Genomic DNA, 16,350 nt, shown 5'->3' on the forward strand with positions numbered 1-16,350 from the left:
CTCGCCGAACACCTCGAGTGGCAGGTGGGCCTGAGCCGCCTCACGGAGAAGGAGCGGGAGATCGCCCGGACCCTCATCGGCAACCTGAGGGAGGACGGCTACCTGCTGGTAACCGTGGAGGAGGCGGCCGCCGCCTCGGGGACCTCGCCCGCCGAGGTGGAGGCGGTGCTCGCCGTGGTCCAGGTCATGGACCCCGTCGGGGCCGCCGCGAGGGACCTCCGCGAATGCCTCCTCGTCCAGCTCCGGGCCCTGGGGAGCCCCAACCCGCTGGCCTCCCGCCTGGTGGCCGACCACCTGGAGCGGCTGGGAGTGGACACGCCTGCCCAGATCGCCTCGCGGCTGGGCGTGAAGAAGGAGGAGGTGGAGGAGGCCCTCGCCCTCATCCGGCACCTGGACCCGAAGCCGGGCCTGCGCTTCAACAACCCCGTGAACCCCACGGTGGTTCCCGACGTCATCGTGGAGAAGGACGCCGACGGGTACCGCGTCCTCCTCAACGAGGACGGTCTGCCCCGCCTGAGGATCAGCCGCCAATACCGCACCATGGCGGAGGAGGGATCTCCCGAAGCCGGGGAGGAAGCCCTCGCCTACCTGCGCGACAAAGTCCGCTCGGCCATGTGGTTCCTCAAGAGCATCGAGGAGCGCCAGCGGACGATCTTCAAGGTCGCCCGGGAAATCGTGGACTTCCAGAGGGACTTCCTCGACCGGGGGCCCTCCTTCATGCGCCCCCTGGTCCTGCGCGACGTGGCCGAGCGGGTGGGCGTCCACGAGTCCACCGTGAGCCGCGTCGTCTCGAACAAGTACATGCAGACCCCGCGGGGGATCTTCCCCATGAAGTACTTCTTCAACACGGGCATCAACACCCTGGACGGGGCCGACGTGTCCGCTCTTCGCGTGAAGGAGCGCATCAAGGCCCTGGTCGAAACGGAGCCGCCGGGCAGGCCACACAGCGACCAGCAGATCGCGGACCTCCTTCGCCGGGAGGGGATCCTCCTGGCCCGCCGGACGGTGGCCAAGTACCGAGAAGAGATGAACATCCCCACCTCCGGGCGGAGGAAGGGGCGCGCCCATTCGTAACGAAAGGAGCGAGCGATGCGAGTCGAGTACTCGGGAAGGAACCTGACGCTCACCGACGCTCTCAAGACCAAAGCCGAGAAGAAGCTGGCCAAGCTGGAGCGCTTCACGGGGCCCATCCTCTCGGCCCACGCCTCCTTCGAGGTGGAGAAGAACCTCCACCGCGTGAACCTGGTGGTCCACTGCGCCAAGGAGCGGATCTACAAGGCCAGCGGCCTGGCCGAGGACATGTACATGGCCATGAACGACGCCGCAGACGCGGTGGAGCAGCAGGCCCAGAAGGACAAGACCCGCCGCCTCTCCCGTCGCACGAAGGGCGCCTCTTCCGCGGCGGAGGCCTCCCCGGAAGAGGAGGAGGAGGAGGAAGGCCCACCGCGGCGGGCCCGTAGAAGGGGCCCGCCCGTGGCCGTACGCGACGACCTCTTCCATCCCAAGCCCCTCGCCCCGGAGGACGCGGTCCTGCTCCTCCTGGAGGGAGACGGGCCCGTTCTGGTCTTCCCCGAAAAGGGGACCGGCCGGGTGGCGGTGATCTTTCGGGACGCCAAGCAGGGCCTGGGAATCGTGCGACCGCCGGGGAAACCATGAAAGTCCTCACGGGACAAGAGACCCACCCTCGGATGACCGTGCGGCAGTTCCTGGACGCTTTTCCCCAGCTCGCCATGGAGGTCCTCGCCGGCAAGGGCGGGCTGTCCAAGTTCATCTCCAGCCCGCGGATTCAGAAGCCGGGCCTGGCTCTGGCCGGGGTGCCCGAGTTCGTTCACTCGGAGCGGATCCAGATCCTCGGAAGCACCGAGATCTCCTACCTGAGCCGCCAGGACCCCAAGGCGAGGCGGAAGGCCCTGAAGCACATCTTCGAGAAGGAGGTGAGCTGCTTCCTTCTCACGAAGAACCTCACCCCCCTGCCCGAACTCCTGGAGCTTGGCGAGGAAACCCAGACCCCCATCCTGCTCACCCGGGAGGCCTCCTCCATCACCATCGTCACCGTCACCGACGGGCTCGCCGCCGCCCTCGCCCCCTGCCTCACGGTCCACGGGGTCCTCGTGGACGTCTATGGGGTGGGTCTCCTGCTCATCGGCCAGGGCTCCATCGGAAAATCCGAAACCGCCCTGGACCTCGTGATCCGAGGCCACCGGCTGGTCAGCGACGACCTCGTGGAGATCCACCGCCGGGGCGACGTCCTCACGGGGGAGGCGCCCGAGCTCCTCAAGCACCACATGGAGCTGAGGGGCCTCGGGATCATCAACGTGAAGGAGCTTTTCGGGGTGGTGGCCACGCGGGACCGGAAGGACGTGGAACTCGTCGTGGAGCTCGAGCACTGGCGGGAGGACGGCGTCTACGATCGGCTGGGACTCGACGAGCAGACCATCCGCATCCTGGGCGCGCCGGTCCCCTACCTGCTCATGCCCGTGGCGCCCGGCCGCGTCATCGCCATCCTCCTCGAAGTGGCCGTTCGAAACCTCCTCCTGAAGAGGAAGGGCATCCATACGGCGCGCACCTTCGCCGAGAGGCTTCAGCAGGCCATGGGCGGGAGGCCCGGCGATGAGTGAGCGCGCCCTCTTCATCGTGACGGGCCTCTCCGGGGCCGGCAAGTCCCAGGTCATCAAGACCCTGGAGGACCTGGGCTTTTACTGCGTGGACAATCTCCCCCTGGCCCTTTTCCCCAAGTTCCTCGAACTCCTGGAAGGCGCGGGAGGGGACGTGGGGCCCCGGTTCGCCCTGGGACTGGACCTGCGGGAAGGCCATCTGGACACCCATTTTCCGGTGGTTTACGAAGCCCTGCGCAAGTCCCCCCTGAAGGTCCGCATCCTCTTCGTGGACGCCCGGGATCCGGTCCTCGTGCGCCGATTCTCCGAGACCCGGCGCCCCCACCCGTTGACCCCCCGGGGCTCAGTGGAGGAGGGCATCGCCCTCGAGAGAGCCCGGCTGGCGGCGATCCGGGAGCGGGCCGATCTCGTGCTGGACACCTCCGACACCACGATCCACCAGCTCCGGGCCGCCGTGGAGCGCGAGGCCGAATCCTTCGCCGAGCCCCGCACGCTCACCGTGAACCTGCTCTCCTTCGGCTTCGCCTACGGGGTTCCCCCGGAGTCGGCGCTGGTCTTCGACGTCCGGTTCCTTCCCAATCCCCATTTCGTTCCCGAACTCAGGCCCCTCACGGGGGAGGACGACGCCGTCTTTGACTTCGTGTGCCGGTCCCCCGAAGGGTCCGACTTCATCGAGCGCCTGTGGTCCTTTCTCCAGTACCTCCTCCCCCAGTACCAGCGGGAGGGGAAGTCCTACCTCACGGTGGCCGTGGGATGCACCGGGGGACGCCACCGGTCCGTTGCCGTGGCCAGGCGCCTGTATGATATGCTCCGGGCCGAGGGGGGGCTCTCGGTGAACCTCCTCCACCGCGACCACAAGAGGTGACCATGCTAGGAATCCTCGTCGTCAGCCACGGCAACCTGGCCAAGGAATTCGTGGACGTGGCCTTTCGCATCCTGGGGGAGGAGGATCCCCTCGTCGTCCCGCTGTGCATCGAGTGGACCCTCGATTCGGCGGCCGCCAAGGAGCAGATCCGGAAAGGCCTCCGGAAGCTCCAGGAGTCGGCCGGGGCGGTCCTGGTCCTCACGGACCTCTTCGGGGGGACTCCCACAAACCTGGCCATGACTTTCTACGAGGCGGGCAAGGTGGAGATCCTTACCGGCATGAACCTCCCAATGCTCATCAAGGCCATCCTCCTGCGGAAGGGTGGGACGGCCCTGGGGGACGCCCTCCCCATCCTCAGGGAAAAAGGGCAGAGCGCCATGGTGTCCGTCAGCGAGGTCCTGAGCCCCGAGGAGGGGGCATGATCCGGAGGGAGATCCTGGTGAGCAACCGGCTGGGGCTCCACGCGCGGGCCGCCGCCAAGCTCGTCCAGCTCGCCAACCTGTTCCGGTCCCAGGTCTCGCTCTCCACCGCCCAGATGTCCGCCGACGCCAAGTCCATCCTGGGGGTCCTCACCCTCGCCGCGGGCAAGGATACGCCCGTCACCCTCGAAGTCCACGGGCCCGATGAGGAGGAGGCCATGGCGCGAATCGAGGGGCTGTTCCGAGACAAGTTCGGGGAGGAATGATGCGCCTCCACGGCACCGCCGTCTCTCCAGGCATCGCCATCGGCACCTCGCAGGTGGTGCTGGCGCACGAGATCCCCGTGGTCAAGGTCTCCCTCTCGGAGGAGGCCGTCCCGGGGGAGGTGGAGCGGATGACCGCGGCTCTCTCGGCCACCGTCTCCGAGATCGAGGCCCAGAAGGAGCAGGCCCGCCCCAGGTTGAGCGAAGAACTCCTGGCCATCTTCGACGCCCACGCCATCCTCCTCAAGGATCCTTCCCTCCTGCGCGGTGCATGCGACCGCATTCGCACCGAGCGGGTCAACGCCGAGTACGCCCTTCAGGAGACCATGCAGGTCCTGATCAAGGCCCTCCTGGCCTCGGACGACCCTTACTTCCAGGACCGCTCCGCCGACGTGGAGGACCTTCAGCGGCGCATCCTGATCCACCTGTCGGGGCCGTCGCGGGAGAGCGCCGCCTGGTCGGGGGACAACCTCGTCATCCTCGCGGACACGCTGACTCCCTCGGAGACAGGCACCCTCCACGAATCTCCCGTGGTGGGCTTCGCCACGGAGCGGGGCGCCCGCACGTCCCACACGGCCATCATCGCCCGCTCCCTCGAGATCCCCGCGGTGGTGGGGGTGAAGGGGCTCATGGACCTGGCCGATTCGAGGCGTCCGGTGATCGTGGACGGCCTCAACGGTGACGTGATCCTCGACCCCACGCCCGAAGAAACCGAGGAATACCGGTCCAGAGCGGAGGCCTTTTCACGGCACCGCGCCCGCATCCTGGCCAAGGCGCGGGAAGAGGCCCGAACCGTCGACGGCCACAGGATCCTGGTGACGGCCAACGTGGATCTCCTCGATGAGATCGAGACGGCGCTCTCGGTGGGGGCCAGCGGCGCGGGCCTTTACCGGAGCGAGTTCCTCTTCCTCACCTGCTCTCCGGCCCTCCCCACGGAGGAGCAGCACATGGAGACCTACCTCCGCCTGGCCGAGGGATTCTTCCCCCACAAGGTGGTGATCCGGACCCTGGACCTCGGCGGGGAAAAGTACTTCCATTCCGTGCTGGACCGGACCGAGCGCAATCCGGTTCTCGGAGTCCGGGCCATCCGCTTCTGCCTGAAGCATCCGGAGCTCTTCAAACCCCAGCTGAGGGCCATCCTGCGAGCCTCCCGGCGGAAAAACGTGGCCGTCCTCTTTCCCATGATCACCACCTTCGAGGAGTTTCAACAGGCGGCGGCCCTTCTGGAGGAGTGCAAGCGCGAACTGAGGGAGGCCGGAGACGAGTTTGACGAGGCCCTGCCCGTGGGGATCATGGTGGAGGTCCCCAGCGTGGCCCTCACGGCCGCCGCGTTCGCGCCCCATGTGGACTTTTTCTCCATCGGCACGAACGACCTGATCCAGTACCTCCTGGCCATCGACCGGAACAACGACGCCGTGGCCCACCTCTACGACCCCATGCATCCAGCGGTCCTGAAGTGCATCGCGAGCGTTTGCGACGCCGCGGCCTCCGCCGGAAAGCCCGTTTCCGTGTGCGGGGAGGCCGCCGCCGATCCCGCCATGGTCCCGCTCCTGGTCGGGCTCGGCGTGGAGGAGCTCTCCATGACCCCTTCCTCCATCCTGGAAGTGAAGGAGCGCGTCCGGGGCCTCTCGTATCGGACGTGCCACCGGATGGCTCGCAAGGCGCTTCGGGCCCGCACGGGAGCCGAAGTGGCCGGGTTGGCGGCGGAGTAACGACCCACCCGGGGAGGTCCCCCACGTCCCCCCGCGCCTTCGGGGGACCGGAAGGCAGGCGCCCGTGGATCCCAGCGACCGACCCAAGAATCAGAAGGCCTTCCTCCTCATCCTCGCGGGAGGCATCACCCTCCTCTTCCTCAAAATGATCCAGGGGTACCTCCTGACCCTTTTGGCCGCGGCCGTCTTCGCGGGCCTGTCGCATCCCGTCTACCTTCGCCTGTTGAAGGTGTTCCGCGGCAGGGCCGCGTGGGCCGCCGGCGCCACCGTCCTGCTGGATCTCCTCCTGGTGATCCTGCCTCTCCTCGCTTTCCTCGGCGTCCTCGCGGGCCAGGCGGTGGACGTGAGCCAGACCCTGGTCCCCTGGGTCCAGGAGCAAGCCCGGGGGGGCCACGCCTTCGAAGACCTCCTGGCGAGGATTCCGGGAGGGGACCGCCTGGCCCCCTACCAGGACCAGATCCTCGAAAAGTCCGGAGAAGTGGCCGCCCGCGCCGCGGAATTCGCCGCCGATGCACTGGCGGCGGGGGCTTTGGGCACAGCCCGGTTTCTCCTCCTTGTCTTCGTCATGCTGTACGCCATGCTGGCGTTCCTGACGTCGGGGCGCGCGATCCTGGACCGCGCCTACGCCGTGCTGCCCCTCGCGTCCCAGAACCACCGGCGCATGGAGGAGAGCTTCATCTCCATGGCCCGGGCGGTGGTCAAGGGAACCCTTGTCGTGGGGGCCGTGCAGGGGGCGCTCGTGGGCCTCGCCTTCGCCGTCGCCGGAATCCAGGGCCCCGTCTTCTGGGGCACGGCCGCCGCCGTGTGCTCGGTCATCCCCAGCGTGGGCACGGCCATCGTTTGGGTTCCAGGCGCGGCGTACCTGCTCCTCTCCGGGCACCCGGGCGCGGCGGTGGGCCTCACAATCTGGTGCGTCGCCGTCGTGGGCTCCGTGGACAACCTCCTCCGGCCGCGCCTTGTGGGGAAGGACACCCGCCTCCCCGACCTCCTGATCTTGTTGGGTACCCTCGGGGGGCTTTCCCTCTTCGGACCCATCGGGCTCGTCCTGGGCCCCATCGTGGCGGCCCTGCTGGTTACGGCGTGGGACCTGTACGGTGCGCAGTCCTTGCCGCGGGCGGAGGGCCCCCCGGGGGAGGCGGCAGGGGGCGGGGGCACGGTTTCGGGCGCCTAGGGAGTTGGTCTATCATTCAGTGAGCGCGCCCCCCGGGCCGGCGCTCCACCGCGAGATCGAGTTTCGGAGGGAAGGAGACCGTTCATGACCAACCACACCATCAACCCCGACACCAAGGCCCTGGAGGACGCCTTTTTCGCCCGCGAGAGCGAGCGGCTGCTCAGGGAGCTGCGCGCCAAGGCCGAACGGGAGCAAGAGCGCGCGGCACTGAAGGAGGCCATCCACGGGGCCGACGACGCCCTCCTCGACCACCTCCTGGATCTGGGGGTGAACTCCCGCACGGTGCTGGCCCTGGGGATCGTGCCCCTGGCCGCCGTGGCCTGGGCGGACGGAACCTTGGAGCCCAAGGAGCGGGAGGCCATCCTGCGCGCGGCCCGGGAGAGGGGCGTGATCCAGGGCGGATCGGGCCAGGAAATGCTGGAAGTCTGGCTCAAGGAGAAGCCGGGGCCGGTGCTGATGGAGGCGTGGAAGAGGTACGTGAGCAGCTTGTGGGCCCAGCTGGGCGAGGCGGAACGGCGAGAACTCGCCGGCGAGATCCTTGGAGGCGCGCGGGCCGTCGCGGAAGCCGCCGGCGGGTTTCTCGGCCTGGGCAAGAAGGTCTCCGAGGCCGAAGCCGCCGTACTGGACGACCTCGCCGGCGTCCTGAAGTAGGCCGCCGGTTCGCGTCCGTCACCCTGGAGCGCCGTGGCGGATCCGGGGCACGGTCTCTCCCAAGAGAAGGGCCAGGAGGCGGTCGGCGCCCAGCGCGATGCCGGCGCAGGGACCGAGCCGGTCCACCGCCTCCACGAACTGTCCGTCTTCGGGATGGGGGTCCTTTCCCGAAGCCCGCCGCTCCTCCTGATAGGCCGCGAAGCGTCGGCGCAGTTCGGCGCCGTCCGTCAGCTCCTCGTAGGCGTTGGCGATCTCCACGCCCCCCACGAACAGCTCGAAACGGCGGGAAAGCCCGGGGTCCGCCGCGTCCAACGAGGCCAGGGCCGCCTGAAAGGCCGGGTATCCCACGAGGGCCACGGGCCTGGCGTAGGCACGGAGAGCCGGCTCCACCTCGGCGATCATGAGGTAGGAAAAGCAGTCGTTGGCTGTCCAGTCATCGCCGACCGAAGCGCCCCGGGCCCGAGCCGCGTCCCGCCAGCCTTCGACCGACCCGATGCGCCGGAAATCCCCTCCGGCGTGCCGCTCGAAGGCCTCCCCCAGGGTCATGACCTCGATCCCGCCGCAGAGGTCCACGGGCGTTTCCCCGCTCCGGTGGATCTTCCCGCCGGGGAGGTCCCCGCCCAGGTGGCAAAGGAGCGCGGAGGCGTCCCGGATCAAATCGGGAAGCGTCCCACCCGCGCGGTACCACTCCAGCATCAGGAACTCGGGGCTGTGGGACCGGGAGGGCGTCTCGTCCCGGAAGGACGGGGCCAGGGAAAAACAGCGCCTGACGCCCGCGGCGAGCAGTTTCTTGAGATAAAACTCGGGGGAGGTGGGAAGAAACGCGGTTCGTCCCGTCTCCCACCCCCTCGCCACGAAGGGATCGAGGTGGGGCTCCATCCCCGCGGCCGGAACGAGCAGCGGCGCGTCCACCTCCAGGAAGCGCCGGCGGCGGAAGAAGGCTCGGATGCGGGCCAGAAACCGGTCCCGCGCCTCAAAGAGCGGGACCCGCGAGGCGAGGTCCGCGAGAAAGAAGGGCGTTGGCCGCATGGCGCCTCCGCCGTCATTGTGCCCGAGCCGAGCGCCCGTGGAAACCGGGAGACCCGTTGGAAGGCCTCTGCATCCCTCCTGCTATACTGCACCAGGAGGCGCTCGTCCGTGGAACGAAGCACTCGGGAGCCCGAGTCATGAGGCCGGTTCGGCGGGGTTTCTCCGCCGCCGTCGCGGGTCTCCTGGCCCTGTGTGCCTTGGCGGGCGCGGCCCCGCCGAAGGCCGTGCCCACGCAGCAGGGCCGCCGCGCCGTGGTGGAGGGCCCGGTTTTCCTCCGGGTCCCCCTGACGGCCCAAGGCGGGCTCAATGCCGCCACGGTCACCTTTACGGGATCTGCCGGGAACCTCGCCGCCGTGCAGAAATACAATCCGGTTCGGAAGGGCCGGAGGCTGCGGGAGGCCCGGATCCCCCTCTCCCTTCTCCGGCCCGCCTATGCCCGGGAGGCCCTGATTGGGCTGTTTCCCGACGACCGAAGGACGGCGGGTGGGTGGGAGCACGTCTGGGCCACGGGCCCGAAGGGGGCCCAGGAGACCTGGGCCGACCTGGCGCGCTGGTTCACCGAAGGAGCCAAAAACGCAGGGGCCATCGAGGCCGCGAACCGCGCGGCGGGACGCCGGCCCAGGAAGGGCGCCAAGGTCCTCATCCCGGACGGCCTACTCCTCCCGTCCATCCGCGCCCTGGACGCGCCGGCTCCACCGGCGGGCCCCGGCCTGCCGGGTTCGTCGGGCCCGGAATCCGCCACCCCTCCGGATGCCCCTTCGGAGGTCGCGCCTTCGCCCGGCCCGGAGGCAGCCGCATCGGGCCCGGAGGATCGGCCTGCCGCCGCTCCTGTGCCCACCCTCGAGTACGGATCGGACGGAGAGGGCCCCTACGCCCTCTACCGGCTCCAGGCGGGGGAGGCCCTGTACAGCGCCGTCGTGGTCCGGTTCACGGGCAACGTGAACGCCGAGGACGTGAATGCCCTGGCTCGCGAGGTGGCCCGAAGGTCCGGCATCGCGGACGTCACGAGCATTCCGGTGGGTTTCTCCGTCAAGATTCCCCTCGACGACCTCCTGCCCCAGTTCCTGCCCCCCGAGGACCCGCGCTTCCGTGCCTGGGCGGAGAACCAAGCCGAGTTGAAGGGCGTGACCAACACCTACAAGAGCGCCGTGCTGGACGGCGTCGTGGTGGTCCTCGACCCGGGCCACGGGGGGCTGGACCGTGGGGCCATGAAGCACGGGGTCTGGGAGGACTCGTACGTCTACGACATCTCCTGCCGCATCCGGGAGACCCTGGAGCGGCGCACCAAGGCGAGGGTCCTCATGACCCTCCTCGTTCCCGAACTGGGCCACCGGCCTCAGGACAAGACTCGCCTGAGCCCGAACACAACGGCGGTCATCCTGACCCACCCCTGGTTCAAGCAGACCTCCCGGGAGGAAACCAAAGTGGAGGTGAACCTCCGGTGGCACCTGGCCAACCAGTATTTCCTGCGGCTCCAGAAGGAGGGGGTAGACCCCCAGCGGATCGTCTTCACGTCGGTCCACGCCGATTCGCTCCACCCCTCCCTGCGCGGCAGCATGTTCTACATCCCCGGGGATTCGTACCGGTCCACCCGGTGGTGCTCCTCGGGGCCCGCTTACGAGAAGTTCGAGGAGTTCCGAGCCGGGCGGTGCTACGAGGCGACGAAGAAGGACCTCCGGCGGAGCGAAGGCCTCTCCCTCCAATTCAGCCGGCAACTCGAGGCGGCTTTTGCGGCCCGAGGGCTTCTCCTGCATCCCTTCAACCCCACCCGGGACCACGTCATCCGGGGAAAGCGCTCCTGGGTTCCCGCCGTGCTCCGGAACAACCTGGTCCCCTGCTCCGTCCTCATCGAGGTCTGCAACCTCGCCAACCCGAAGGACGCGGCCCTCATCGCCGATCCCGCCTTCCGCCAGCGCCTGGCCGAGGCTTACGTGGACGCCCTGATCCGGTATTATTCGTAAGTCCGGCCGGGGGATCCGCGGCCCGCCTCCCGGGGCTTTCGAATCCGCGCGCCCGCCTCTCGGTCCGACTTTCCCGGTCTCGCCCCACCCTTCCCCTGGCGGCGCGGCTTCCCTTCGTCCATAATGGTCCGGAAGGAGAGGCACCTTGGGCTTTCAGGCCATGGCCCGCATCTGGCGGGAGTACATGATGCGCCACAAGGGCACTTTTCTGGCCGGCGTGGCTGCCCTGGCCGTGGTGAGCGTGCTGTACGCCCTCGAGGTGTACATGGTGCGGTTCATCTTCGACGGCCTGCTCAATCCCAAGGGGGGCGCGCAGGCGACGGGCGACTTCTTCCGGTACCTCTCCTTCTTCGGGCTGAACCGCTTGTTCGACCTCGATTCCACGAGCCTTTTTGTGGCCATCCCTCTGTCCCTCGTGGCCATCTTCCTGGTGAAGGGGATCTTCGGCTACTTCGGGAAATACTGGTTGGACGGGGTGGGCCTTTCCACCATCACCGACCTGAGGGACGACCTGTACGCCCGCATCGTGCGTCAGGGCCAGGACTTCTTCGCCGACTACCCCACCGGAACCCTGATTTCGCGGCTGCTCTCGGACATCGAGCGGATCAAGACCAGCGTGAGCGAGAAGCTCACCGAACTCCTGAAGGACTCCTTCGCCCTGCTGGCCCTTGTCGTCAGTGCCTTCTGGCAGGATTGGCGGCTGACCCTGCTCTCCTTCGTCACGATCCCTCTGGTGGTCCTGCCCCTGGCCCGCTTCTCCCGCAAACTCAGGAGTTCGGCCCACAGGAGCCAGGAGGCCATGGCCCGCCTGGCGGATTTGATGAAGGAGACGGTCACGGGCGTCCGCGTGGTGCAGATGTTCCAGATGGAGGAATCGGAGACCGCCCGCTTCCGCAAGCACAACAAGGAAGTCCTGCGGGCCAACCTGAAGGCCACTCGGGTCATGGCCCTGACGACGCCCCTCATGGAGCTCATCGGGGGGGCGGCGGTGGCGGGGATCCTGTATTACGGGCACTTCCGCATCCTGAGCGGGCAGACGACCATGGGGGCCTTCAGCGCGTTCCTGGCGACGCTCTACGCCATGTACGTGCCGGTGAAGAAGCTCTCCCAGGCCAACAGCATCGTCCAGCAGGCCGTCTCGGCCGCCGAACGCTCCGTGGAGGTCCTGGACCGCCCCCTGCGCGTTCGGGAGTCGGTTGGCGCCCCCGACCTTCCCCCATTCAGCCGGGACATCCGCTTCGAGTCCGTTTCCTTCGCCTACGATGGCGACCGGCGGGTCCTCAGCGACCTGGATCTCGTGGTGCCCAAGGGGGAGGTGGTGGCCCTGGTCGGCCCCTCCGGCGCGGGGAAGACGACCCTCGTGAACCTCCTGCCCCGCCTCTTTGACGTCACCGCGGGCCGCATCACGGTGGACGGCGTGGACGTCCGGAACGTAACCCTGAGGAGCCTGCGGGCACAGATCGGCATGGTCACGCAGGAAACCGTCCTCTTCGACGATACGGTGGCCGCCAACATCGCCTACGGCCGGCCCGGGGCTTCCCGGGAGGAGGTGGAAGCGGCCGCCCGGCAGGCCCTGGCCCACGACTTCATCCTCGAGATGCCCCAGGGCTATGAGACCCGCATTGGAGAGGGGGGGTTCTCCCTTTCTGGAGGCCAGCGACAGCGCCTGGCCATCGCCCGGGCCCTCCTCAAAGACCCTCCCATCCTCATTCTGGACGAGGCCACGTCCAGCCTGGATTCAGAGAGCGAATACCTGGTCCAGGAGGCCCTCTTCAACCTCGTCCAAGGGCGGACCACCCTCGTCATCGCCCACCGTTTGGCGACCATCTTGAACGCCCACCGAATCGTGGTCCTCGACCAGGGGCGGGTGGCCGAGGAGGGAACGCACCAGGAGCTCCTGGGGCGCGGCGGACTCTACTCCCAGCTCTGCGCCCTGGAATTTCGCGCGGGAACGGCCCTTGAAAGCCCCGCCACCGGGTGATACGCTCGTCCCAGACTGGGGGGATAGGAGGCGCCTTGGAGGATCAGGGGAAGTCTAGGGTGAAGGTCCTGGACCGCAGGCACTTCACCGCGGAGGGTCAACGCCGCGAGGCGGACGTCCCGGAGAATCCCGAGGCGAAGGCCGCGGCCGCTCCCGCGCCGGAGCCCCCGCCCCCCCCATCCGCCCAGGAGGGTCCGGGACAGGAGGGCCCCTTCGCCGAGTTCCTTCTCAACCTCACTTCCTCGGCCTTCATGAGCCTGGGGCAGGTGCCCAACCCGCTCACGGGCCGGCCCGAGCTGGACATCCAGTCGGCCGCATCCATCATCGACATCCTCGAGATGCTGCAGACCAAGACCCGGGGGAACCTCTCGCTCACCGAAAAGGATCTGCTCGACCAATCCCTCTACCAGCTCAAGATGTTGTATGTTCAAACCCTGAAGAAGGCGGAAGGTGGAGGAAGGGAGCGGGGATCGTGAAGACGACGCCTTGGATCCGCGCACTGCTCACAGGCGCCCTCCTGGCTTCCTTGGGCGCCTGGGCGGCGCCCGAGCCGCGTCAGGACGGCCCGGTCCTGCGGTTGGACCCGGACCTCATCCGGCGGCAGGTCGCCACCTCCAGGGAAGAGGTGGTGGACGTCAACAACCAGACCACTCTGGCCAGCTATTTGAGAGCCTTCCGGGCGGCCGCCGATCTGAGCGACCAGGACCAGATCGCTTCCGAAATCGCGGACTATTGCGTGGAGCGCGGGCTTCGGCCTTCCCCCGACGTGGCGGAGGTCTTCCTCTCCATGGCTCTGGAGGCCAAGGAAAGCGGAAACCAGGAAGCCTATCGCCGCCTGGCCCGCTTCGCGGCGGGGTTCGCGCCGGATCACCCCGCCGCCCACCTGGCCCTGGCCGACGCCGCCCGGAGCCAGGAGGGGCTTTTCTCCGGGGAGTTCCTTTTCGAATCCCTGATGGCCATTACCTCGGCGGCCCGCAATCCCGAGACCCGGTGGGTCACCCTGGCCAATTTCACCATGTGGCTCCGATTCGCCTCCCTGGCCCTCCTCTCGGTCTTGACCCTGATCCAGCTTTCCAAGTACCAGGGGCTCCTCCGCCACGACGTTCGGGAGTGGCTGGGAGGGGGCGACTCCAAGTGGATCGAGGTGACGGGGCTGGTGGTCCTCTTTCTGCCCTCCCTCCTCTTCCTCTCCGGCTTCTGGTGGATCGTGTACTGGTCGGCCCTGGTTCTCTTGTACGCCCGTTGGTCCGAACGGGTGGTGGGAATCCTGGCCATGGCCCTGGTCGTGGCGGCGGGGGCCCTCCACCTCCACGCCCTCCAGCGGGTCTACCTCGGACAGTCTCCTCCCCACGTGAGCAACGTCCGTTGCTACGCCAACCGGATCCAGGTGGGCCTGGACGGCTACCTGGGCGAGCACATCGCCCCCACCGACCCGAAGAGCGGGACCTACGGCTACCTCCTGGCCTGCCGGTACATGCTCCACGGCAGCTACATGAAGGCGGAAAACCTCTTCCGAGGATTGCTCAACGAGAACCCCTCGGACGCCAGGATCTTCAACAACCTGGGTTGCCTCTACTACTATCAGAACCGCTACCAGGAGGCCATCCAGCAGTTCAGCCGGGCCCTGGAGAGCCGGCCGGACATGGCCGTGGCTTACCTGAACCGGGCCCTGTCCAAGAACAAGGTCTTCGATTTCTCGGGCGCGGAGGACGATCAGGCCCAGGCCCGCAAGTTGGATCCGGGGCTCTTCCGGACCGCGAATTTGAGCCAGTCCGACGAGTGGTCGCCGATCCCCGCCTGGATGCCCCTGGAAACCAGCCTCGATGCCGCGGCCCGCGCGGCGGCCGGACACCCCGACACCCCCTTCGCCAGCGGCAACCCCGGAGGAATCGCCCCCCTCCTCCTTCGCCCGGCCTTTTCTCCCTGGCTTGTCCTCTTGCCGGTTCTGTTCCTGTCCTTGGCGCTGTTCAAGAAGCGCGATTTCTTCGCCCGGGCGTGCTTCAAGTGCGGCCAACCCTTCTGTTCCCGCTGCAAGACCTCTCTGGAGTTCGAGTCGTTCTGTTCCCAGTGCGTCCATCTGTACATCAAGCAGGACGGGGTTTCTCCCGAAGCGAGGCTCAAGAAGAACTACGAGGTGGAGAACTACCAGAAGCACCAGCGGGTCAAGCGCGTGGTCCTCGCCCTCGTGGCGCCGGGAACGGCCCACTTCACGGAGGGGAGGCCTTTTTCCTCATCCATCCTTCTCTTCCTGTGGTTCGGCGCTCTTTCGAGCTTCTTCCTGAAGGGCTTCCTGATTCCTCTCGCCTTTCCCGTTCCCGTGTCCACGGCCCCCTTCCGCTCCCTCCTGTTCCTCTTCGCCGGCGCCTTGCTCCTGATCCTCTGGGGTCTTTTCGGCATCCCGTCGGCTCTTCGCGCCCCCGCCCCCCCGCAGGGCTGGGCCCGCACGAGAGAGTAGCCATGGCCCTAGCCGGAACGTTGAGGGATTTCAGCCTCGCCGACATCTTCCAGCTCATCGCCCTTCAGAAGAAGACGGGATACCTCACGCTCAAGAGCGAGGCGGACGTGGTGACCGTCACCTTCTTCGAGGGGAGCGTCGTGGGCGCCGAGTCCCTCAACAAGCGCATCGAGGATCGGCTCGGCCACGTCCTGGTCAAGACGGGGCGCATCTCCAAGGAAGAACTGGCCAAGGCCCTGGAGATTCAGAGGCAGACCCTCCAGCGCCTCGGGTACATCCTCGTGAGCGAGAACTTCATCGACGCCGAGAGCCTGAGATCGGCCCTCGCCACGCAGATGCAGCAGACCGTTTACCGGCTCTTCCGTTGGAGGGACGGGGATTACAACTTCGAGGCCCGGGACGCCGTGGAGTACGACCGGGGCAACGTGGTCCCCATGTCCGCCGAGAGCATCCTCATGGAAGGCATCCGGATGCTCGACGAGTGGCCCCTCATCGAGAAGAAGATCCCCTCTTTCGACAAGATCTTCGTCAAGATCCCGTTGCCCACCCCCCCCGTCCTGGAGACCCGCGCCGAGATCCCCTCCATGGACGACGTCTTCGGGGAGGCCACGGGAGCCGGAAAGCCCCTACAGGACGACCACGTGGTGCGCCTCTCCCAGGAAGAGATGGCGGTCTACCAGCACGTGAACGGCGTTTTCACGGTTCAGGAGATCATCGACCGCAGCGGCCTGAACGAGTTCGAAGCCTGCAAGGCCCTTTTCGAACTCTTCAACCGCCAGCTCATCGGACCGGTTCTTCCCGTGGAGCCCGAGGCCCCGCCCGAGGAGAAGCGGTTCGCCTTCCCGGCGGCGGCCCTCGAAACCCTGTTGATCCCCCTCTTCTGGGGCTGGATCGCCGTGTCCGTGGTCCTCTTTCCCTTTCATCCCCTCAGCCACCTTCCGTGGACCGACGGGCCCGCCAAGCGCGACCGAATGACGCTCCTGACGCGCACGACGCTCCAGCGCGTGGCGTCGGCCATCGACCTCTACCAGTTGCAGACGGGAAAGATCCCGCCGTCCCTGGAGGTCCTCGCCCGGGACGGTTACCTGCCCATGCGGAGCCTGGCCGACGCCTACGGACAGCCCCTCATCTACCAGGCCACGGAAAACGGCTACACCCTCGCCGCGAGAAGCCTTCAGGGGGCCCTCCAGGACAACCTGGTGATCACGGGCACCCAGTAGACAGATCG

15 protein-coding genes are annotated in these 16,350 nt (G+C 67.7%); 14 read left to right on the top strand and 1 reads right to left on the bottom strand.

Annotated features, from left to right (window positions below; translation table 11 throughout):
• From rpoN to AB1824_06745, 9 genes are all read left to right on the top strand, one after another.
• Positions 1 to 1,074: RNA polymerase factor sigma-54 (gene rpoN, locus AB1824_06705; protein ID MEW5764650.1), on the top strand; the 1,074-nt coding region annotated here is incomplete at its 5' end.
• A 15-nt stretch (positions 1,075 to 1,089) separates the two neighbouring features.
• Positions 1,090 to 1,656: a ribosome-associated translation inhibitor RaiA gene (raiA, locus tag AB1824_06710; protein ID MEW5764651.1), complete on the top strand. Its 567-nt coding sequence runs from the start codon at positions 1,090 to 1,092 to the stop codon at positions 1,654 to 1,656.
• Positions 1,653 to 2,618, top strand: coding sequence for an HPr(Ser) kinase/phosphatase (gene hprK, locus AB1824_06715; protein MEW5764652.1), 966 nt, complete (start codon positions 1,653 to 1,655; stop codon positions 2,616 to 2,618). The genes raiA and hprK overlap by 4 nt, the downstream gene beginning before the upstream one ends.
• Positions 2,611 to 3,480 carry an RNase adapter RapZ gene (gene rapZ / locus AB1824_06720; protein ID MEW5764653.1) on the top strand — a complete coding sequence of 290 codons (870 nt, stop codon included), beginning with the start codon at positions 2,611 to 2,613 and terminating at the stop codon, positions 3,478 to 3,480. Before hprK ends, rapZ begins: the two co-directional genes overlap by 8 nt.
• A gap of 2 nt (positions 3,481 to 3,482) precedes the next feature.
• On the top strand, positions 3,483 to 3,902 hold the full coding sequence (locus AB1824_06725; protein MEW5764654.1) for a hypothetical protein: 420 nt from the start codon (positions 3,483 to 3,485) through the stop codon (positions 3,900 to 3,902).
• A complete protein-coding gene (locus tag AB1824_06730; protein ID MEW5764655.1) occupies positions 3,899 to 4,165 on the top strand; it encodes an HPr family phosphocarrier protein in 267 nt (88 codons plus the stop codon). Before AB1824_06725 ends, AB1824_06730 begins: the two co-directional genes overlap by 4 nt.
• Entirely contained in the window at positions 4,162 to 5,874 is a 1,713-nt protein-coding gene (ptsP, locus tag AB1824_06735; GenBank protein MEW5764656.1) for a phosphoenolpyruvate--protein phosphotransferase, read from the top strand. The genes AB1824_06730 and ptsP overlap by 4 nt, the downstream gene beginning before the upstream one ends.
• A gap of 64 nt (positions 5,875 to 5,938) precedes the next feature.
• Positions 5,939 to 7,045, top strand: coding sequence for an AI-2E family transporter (locus AB1824_06740; protein MEW5764657.1), 1,107 nt, complete (start codon positions 5,939 to 5,941; stop codon positions 7,043 to 7,045).
• Positions 7,046 to 7,129: 84 nt separating this feature from the next.
• Positions 7,130 to 7,696, top strand: a complete 567-nt coding sequence (locus tag AB1824_06745) for a hypothetical protein (GenBank protein ID MEW5764658.1) — start codon at positions 7,130 to 7,132, stop codon at positions 7,694 to 7,696.
• A gap of 18 nt (positions 7,697 to 7,714) precedes the next feature.
• On the opposite strand, the gene AB1824_06750 is transcribed toward AB1824_06745, so the two are convergent.
• Positions 7,715 to 8,725 (bottom strand): amino acid--tRNA ligase-related protein, encoded by a 1,011-nt coding sequence (locus tag AB1824_06750; protein ID MEW5764659.1) that lies wholly within the window; start codon positions 8,723 to 8,725, stop codon positions 7,715 to 7,717.
• 137 nt (positions 8,726 to 8,862) lie between these two features.
• Between AB1824_06750 and AB1824_06755 the strand changes: the two genes are divergently transcribed.
• From AB1824_06755 to AB1824_06775, 5 genes are all read left to right on the top strand, one after another.
• Positions 8,863 to 10,686 carry an N-acetylmuramoyl-L-alanine amidase gene (locus tag AB1824_06755; protein MEW5764660.1) on the top strand — a complete coding sequence of 608 codons (1,824 nt, stop codon included), beginning with the start codon at positions 8,863 to 8,865 and terminating at the stop codon, positions 10,684 to 10,686.
• 145 nt (positions 10,687 to 10,831) lie between these two features.
• Positions 10,832 to 12,667 carry an ABC transporter ATP-binding protein gene (locus AB1824_06760; GenBank protein MEW5764661.1) on the top strand — a complete coding sequence of 612 codons (1,836 nt, stop codon included), beginning with the start codon at positions 10,832 to 10,834 and terminating at the stop codon, positions 12,665 to 12,667.
• Positions 12,668 to 12,726: 59 nt separating this feature from the next.
• Positions 12,727 to 13,143: a DUF1844 domain-containing protein gene (locus tag AB1824_06765; protein ID MEW5764662.1), complete on the top strand. Its 417-nt coding sequence runs from the start codon at positions 12,727 to 12,729 to the stop codon at positions 13,141 to 13,143.
• Entirely contained in the window at positions 13,140 to 15,122 is a 1,983-nt protein-coding gene (locus AB1824_06770) for a tetratricopeptide repeat protein (GenBank protein MEW5764663.1), read from the top strand. The genes AB1824_06765 and AB1824_06770 overlap by 4 nt, the downstream gene beginning before the upstream one ends.
• 2 nt (positions 15,123 to 15,124) lie before the next feature.
• On the top strand, positions 15,125 to 16,342 hold the full coding sequence (locus AB1824_06775; protein MEW5764664.1) for a DUF4388 domain-containing protein: 1,218 nt from the start codon (positions 15,125 to 15,127) through the stop codon (positions 16,340 to 16,342).
• Positions 16,343 to 16,350 lie beyond the last annotated feature (8 nt).

The sequence above is a fragment of the Acidobacteriota bacterium genome (genome assembly GCA_040752915.1).
Classification (GTDB): Bacteria; Acidobacteriota; UBA4820; order UBA4820; family DSQY01; genus JBFLVU01.

What these genes read in the sequence shown, in the direction of transcription:
- AB1824_06725 (MEW5764654.1), top strand. Translation starts at nt 3,483, where the DNA reads ATGCTAGGAATCCTCGTCGTCAGCCACGGCAACCTGGCCAAGGAATTC.
- raiA (MEW5764651.1), top strand. Translation starts at nt 1,090, where the DNA reads ATGCGAGTCGAGTACTCGGGAAGGAACCTGACGCTCACCGACGCTCTC.
- AB1824_06730 (MEW5764655.1), top strand. Translation starts at nt 3,899, where the DNA reads ATGATCCGGAGGGAGATCCTGGTGAGCAACCGGCTGGGGCTCCACGCG.
- AB1824_06775 (MEW5764664.1), top strand. Translation starts at nt 15,125, where the DNA reads ATGGCCCTAGCCGGAACGTTGAGGGATTTCAGCCTCGCCGACATCTTC.
- AB1824_06750 (MEW5764659.1), bottom strand. Translation starts at nt 8,725, where the DNA reads ATGCGGCCAACGCCCTTCTTTCTCGCGGACCTCGCCTCGCGGGTCCCG.
- AB1824_06745 (MEW5764658.1), top strand. Translation starts at nt 7,130, where the DNA reads ATGACCAACCACACCATCAACCCCGACACCAAGGCCCTGGAGGACGCC.
- rapZ (MEW5764653.1), top strand. Translation starts at nt 2,611, where the DNA reads ATGAGTGAGCGCGCCCTCTTCATCGTGACGGGCCTCTCCGGGGCCGGC.
- hprK (MEW5764652.1), top strand. Translation starts at nt 1,653, where the DNA reads ATGAAAGTCCTCACGGGACAAGAGACCCACCCTCGGATGACCGTGCGG.
- ptsP (MEW5764656.1), top strand. Translation starts at nt 4,162, where the DNA reads ATGATGCGCCTCCACGGCACCGCCGTCTCTCCAGGCATCGCCATCGGC.
- AB1824_06755 (MEW5764660.1), top strand. Translation starts at nt 8,863, where the DNA reads ATGAGGCCGGTTCGGCGGGGTTTCTCCGCCGCCGTCGCGGGTCTCCTG.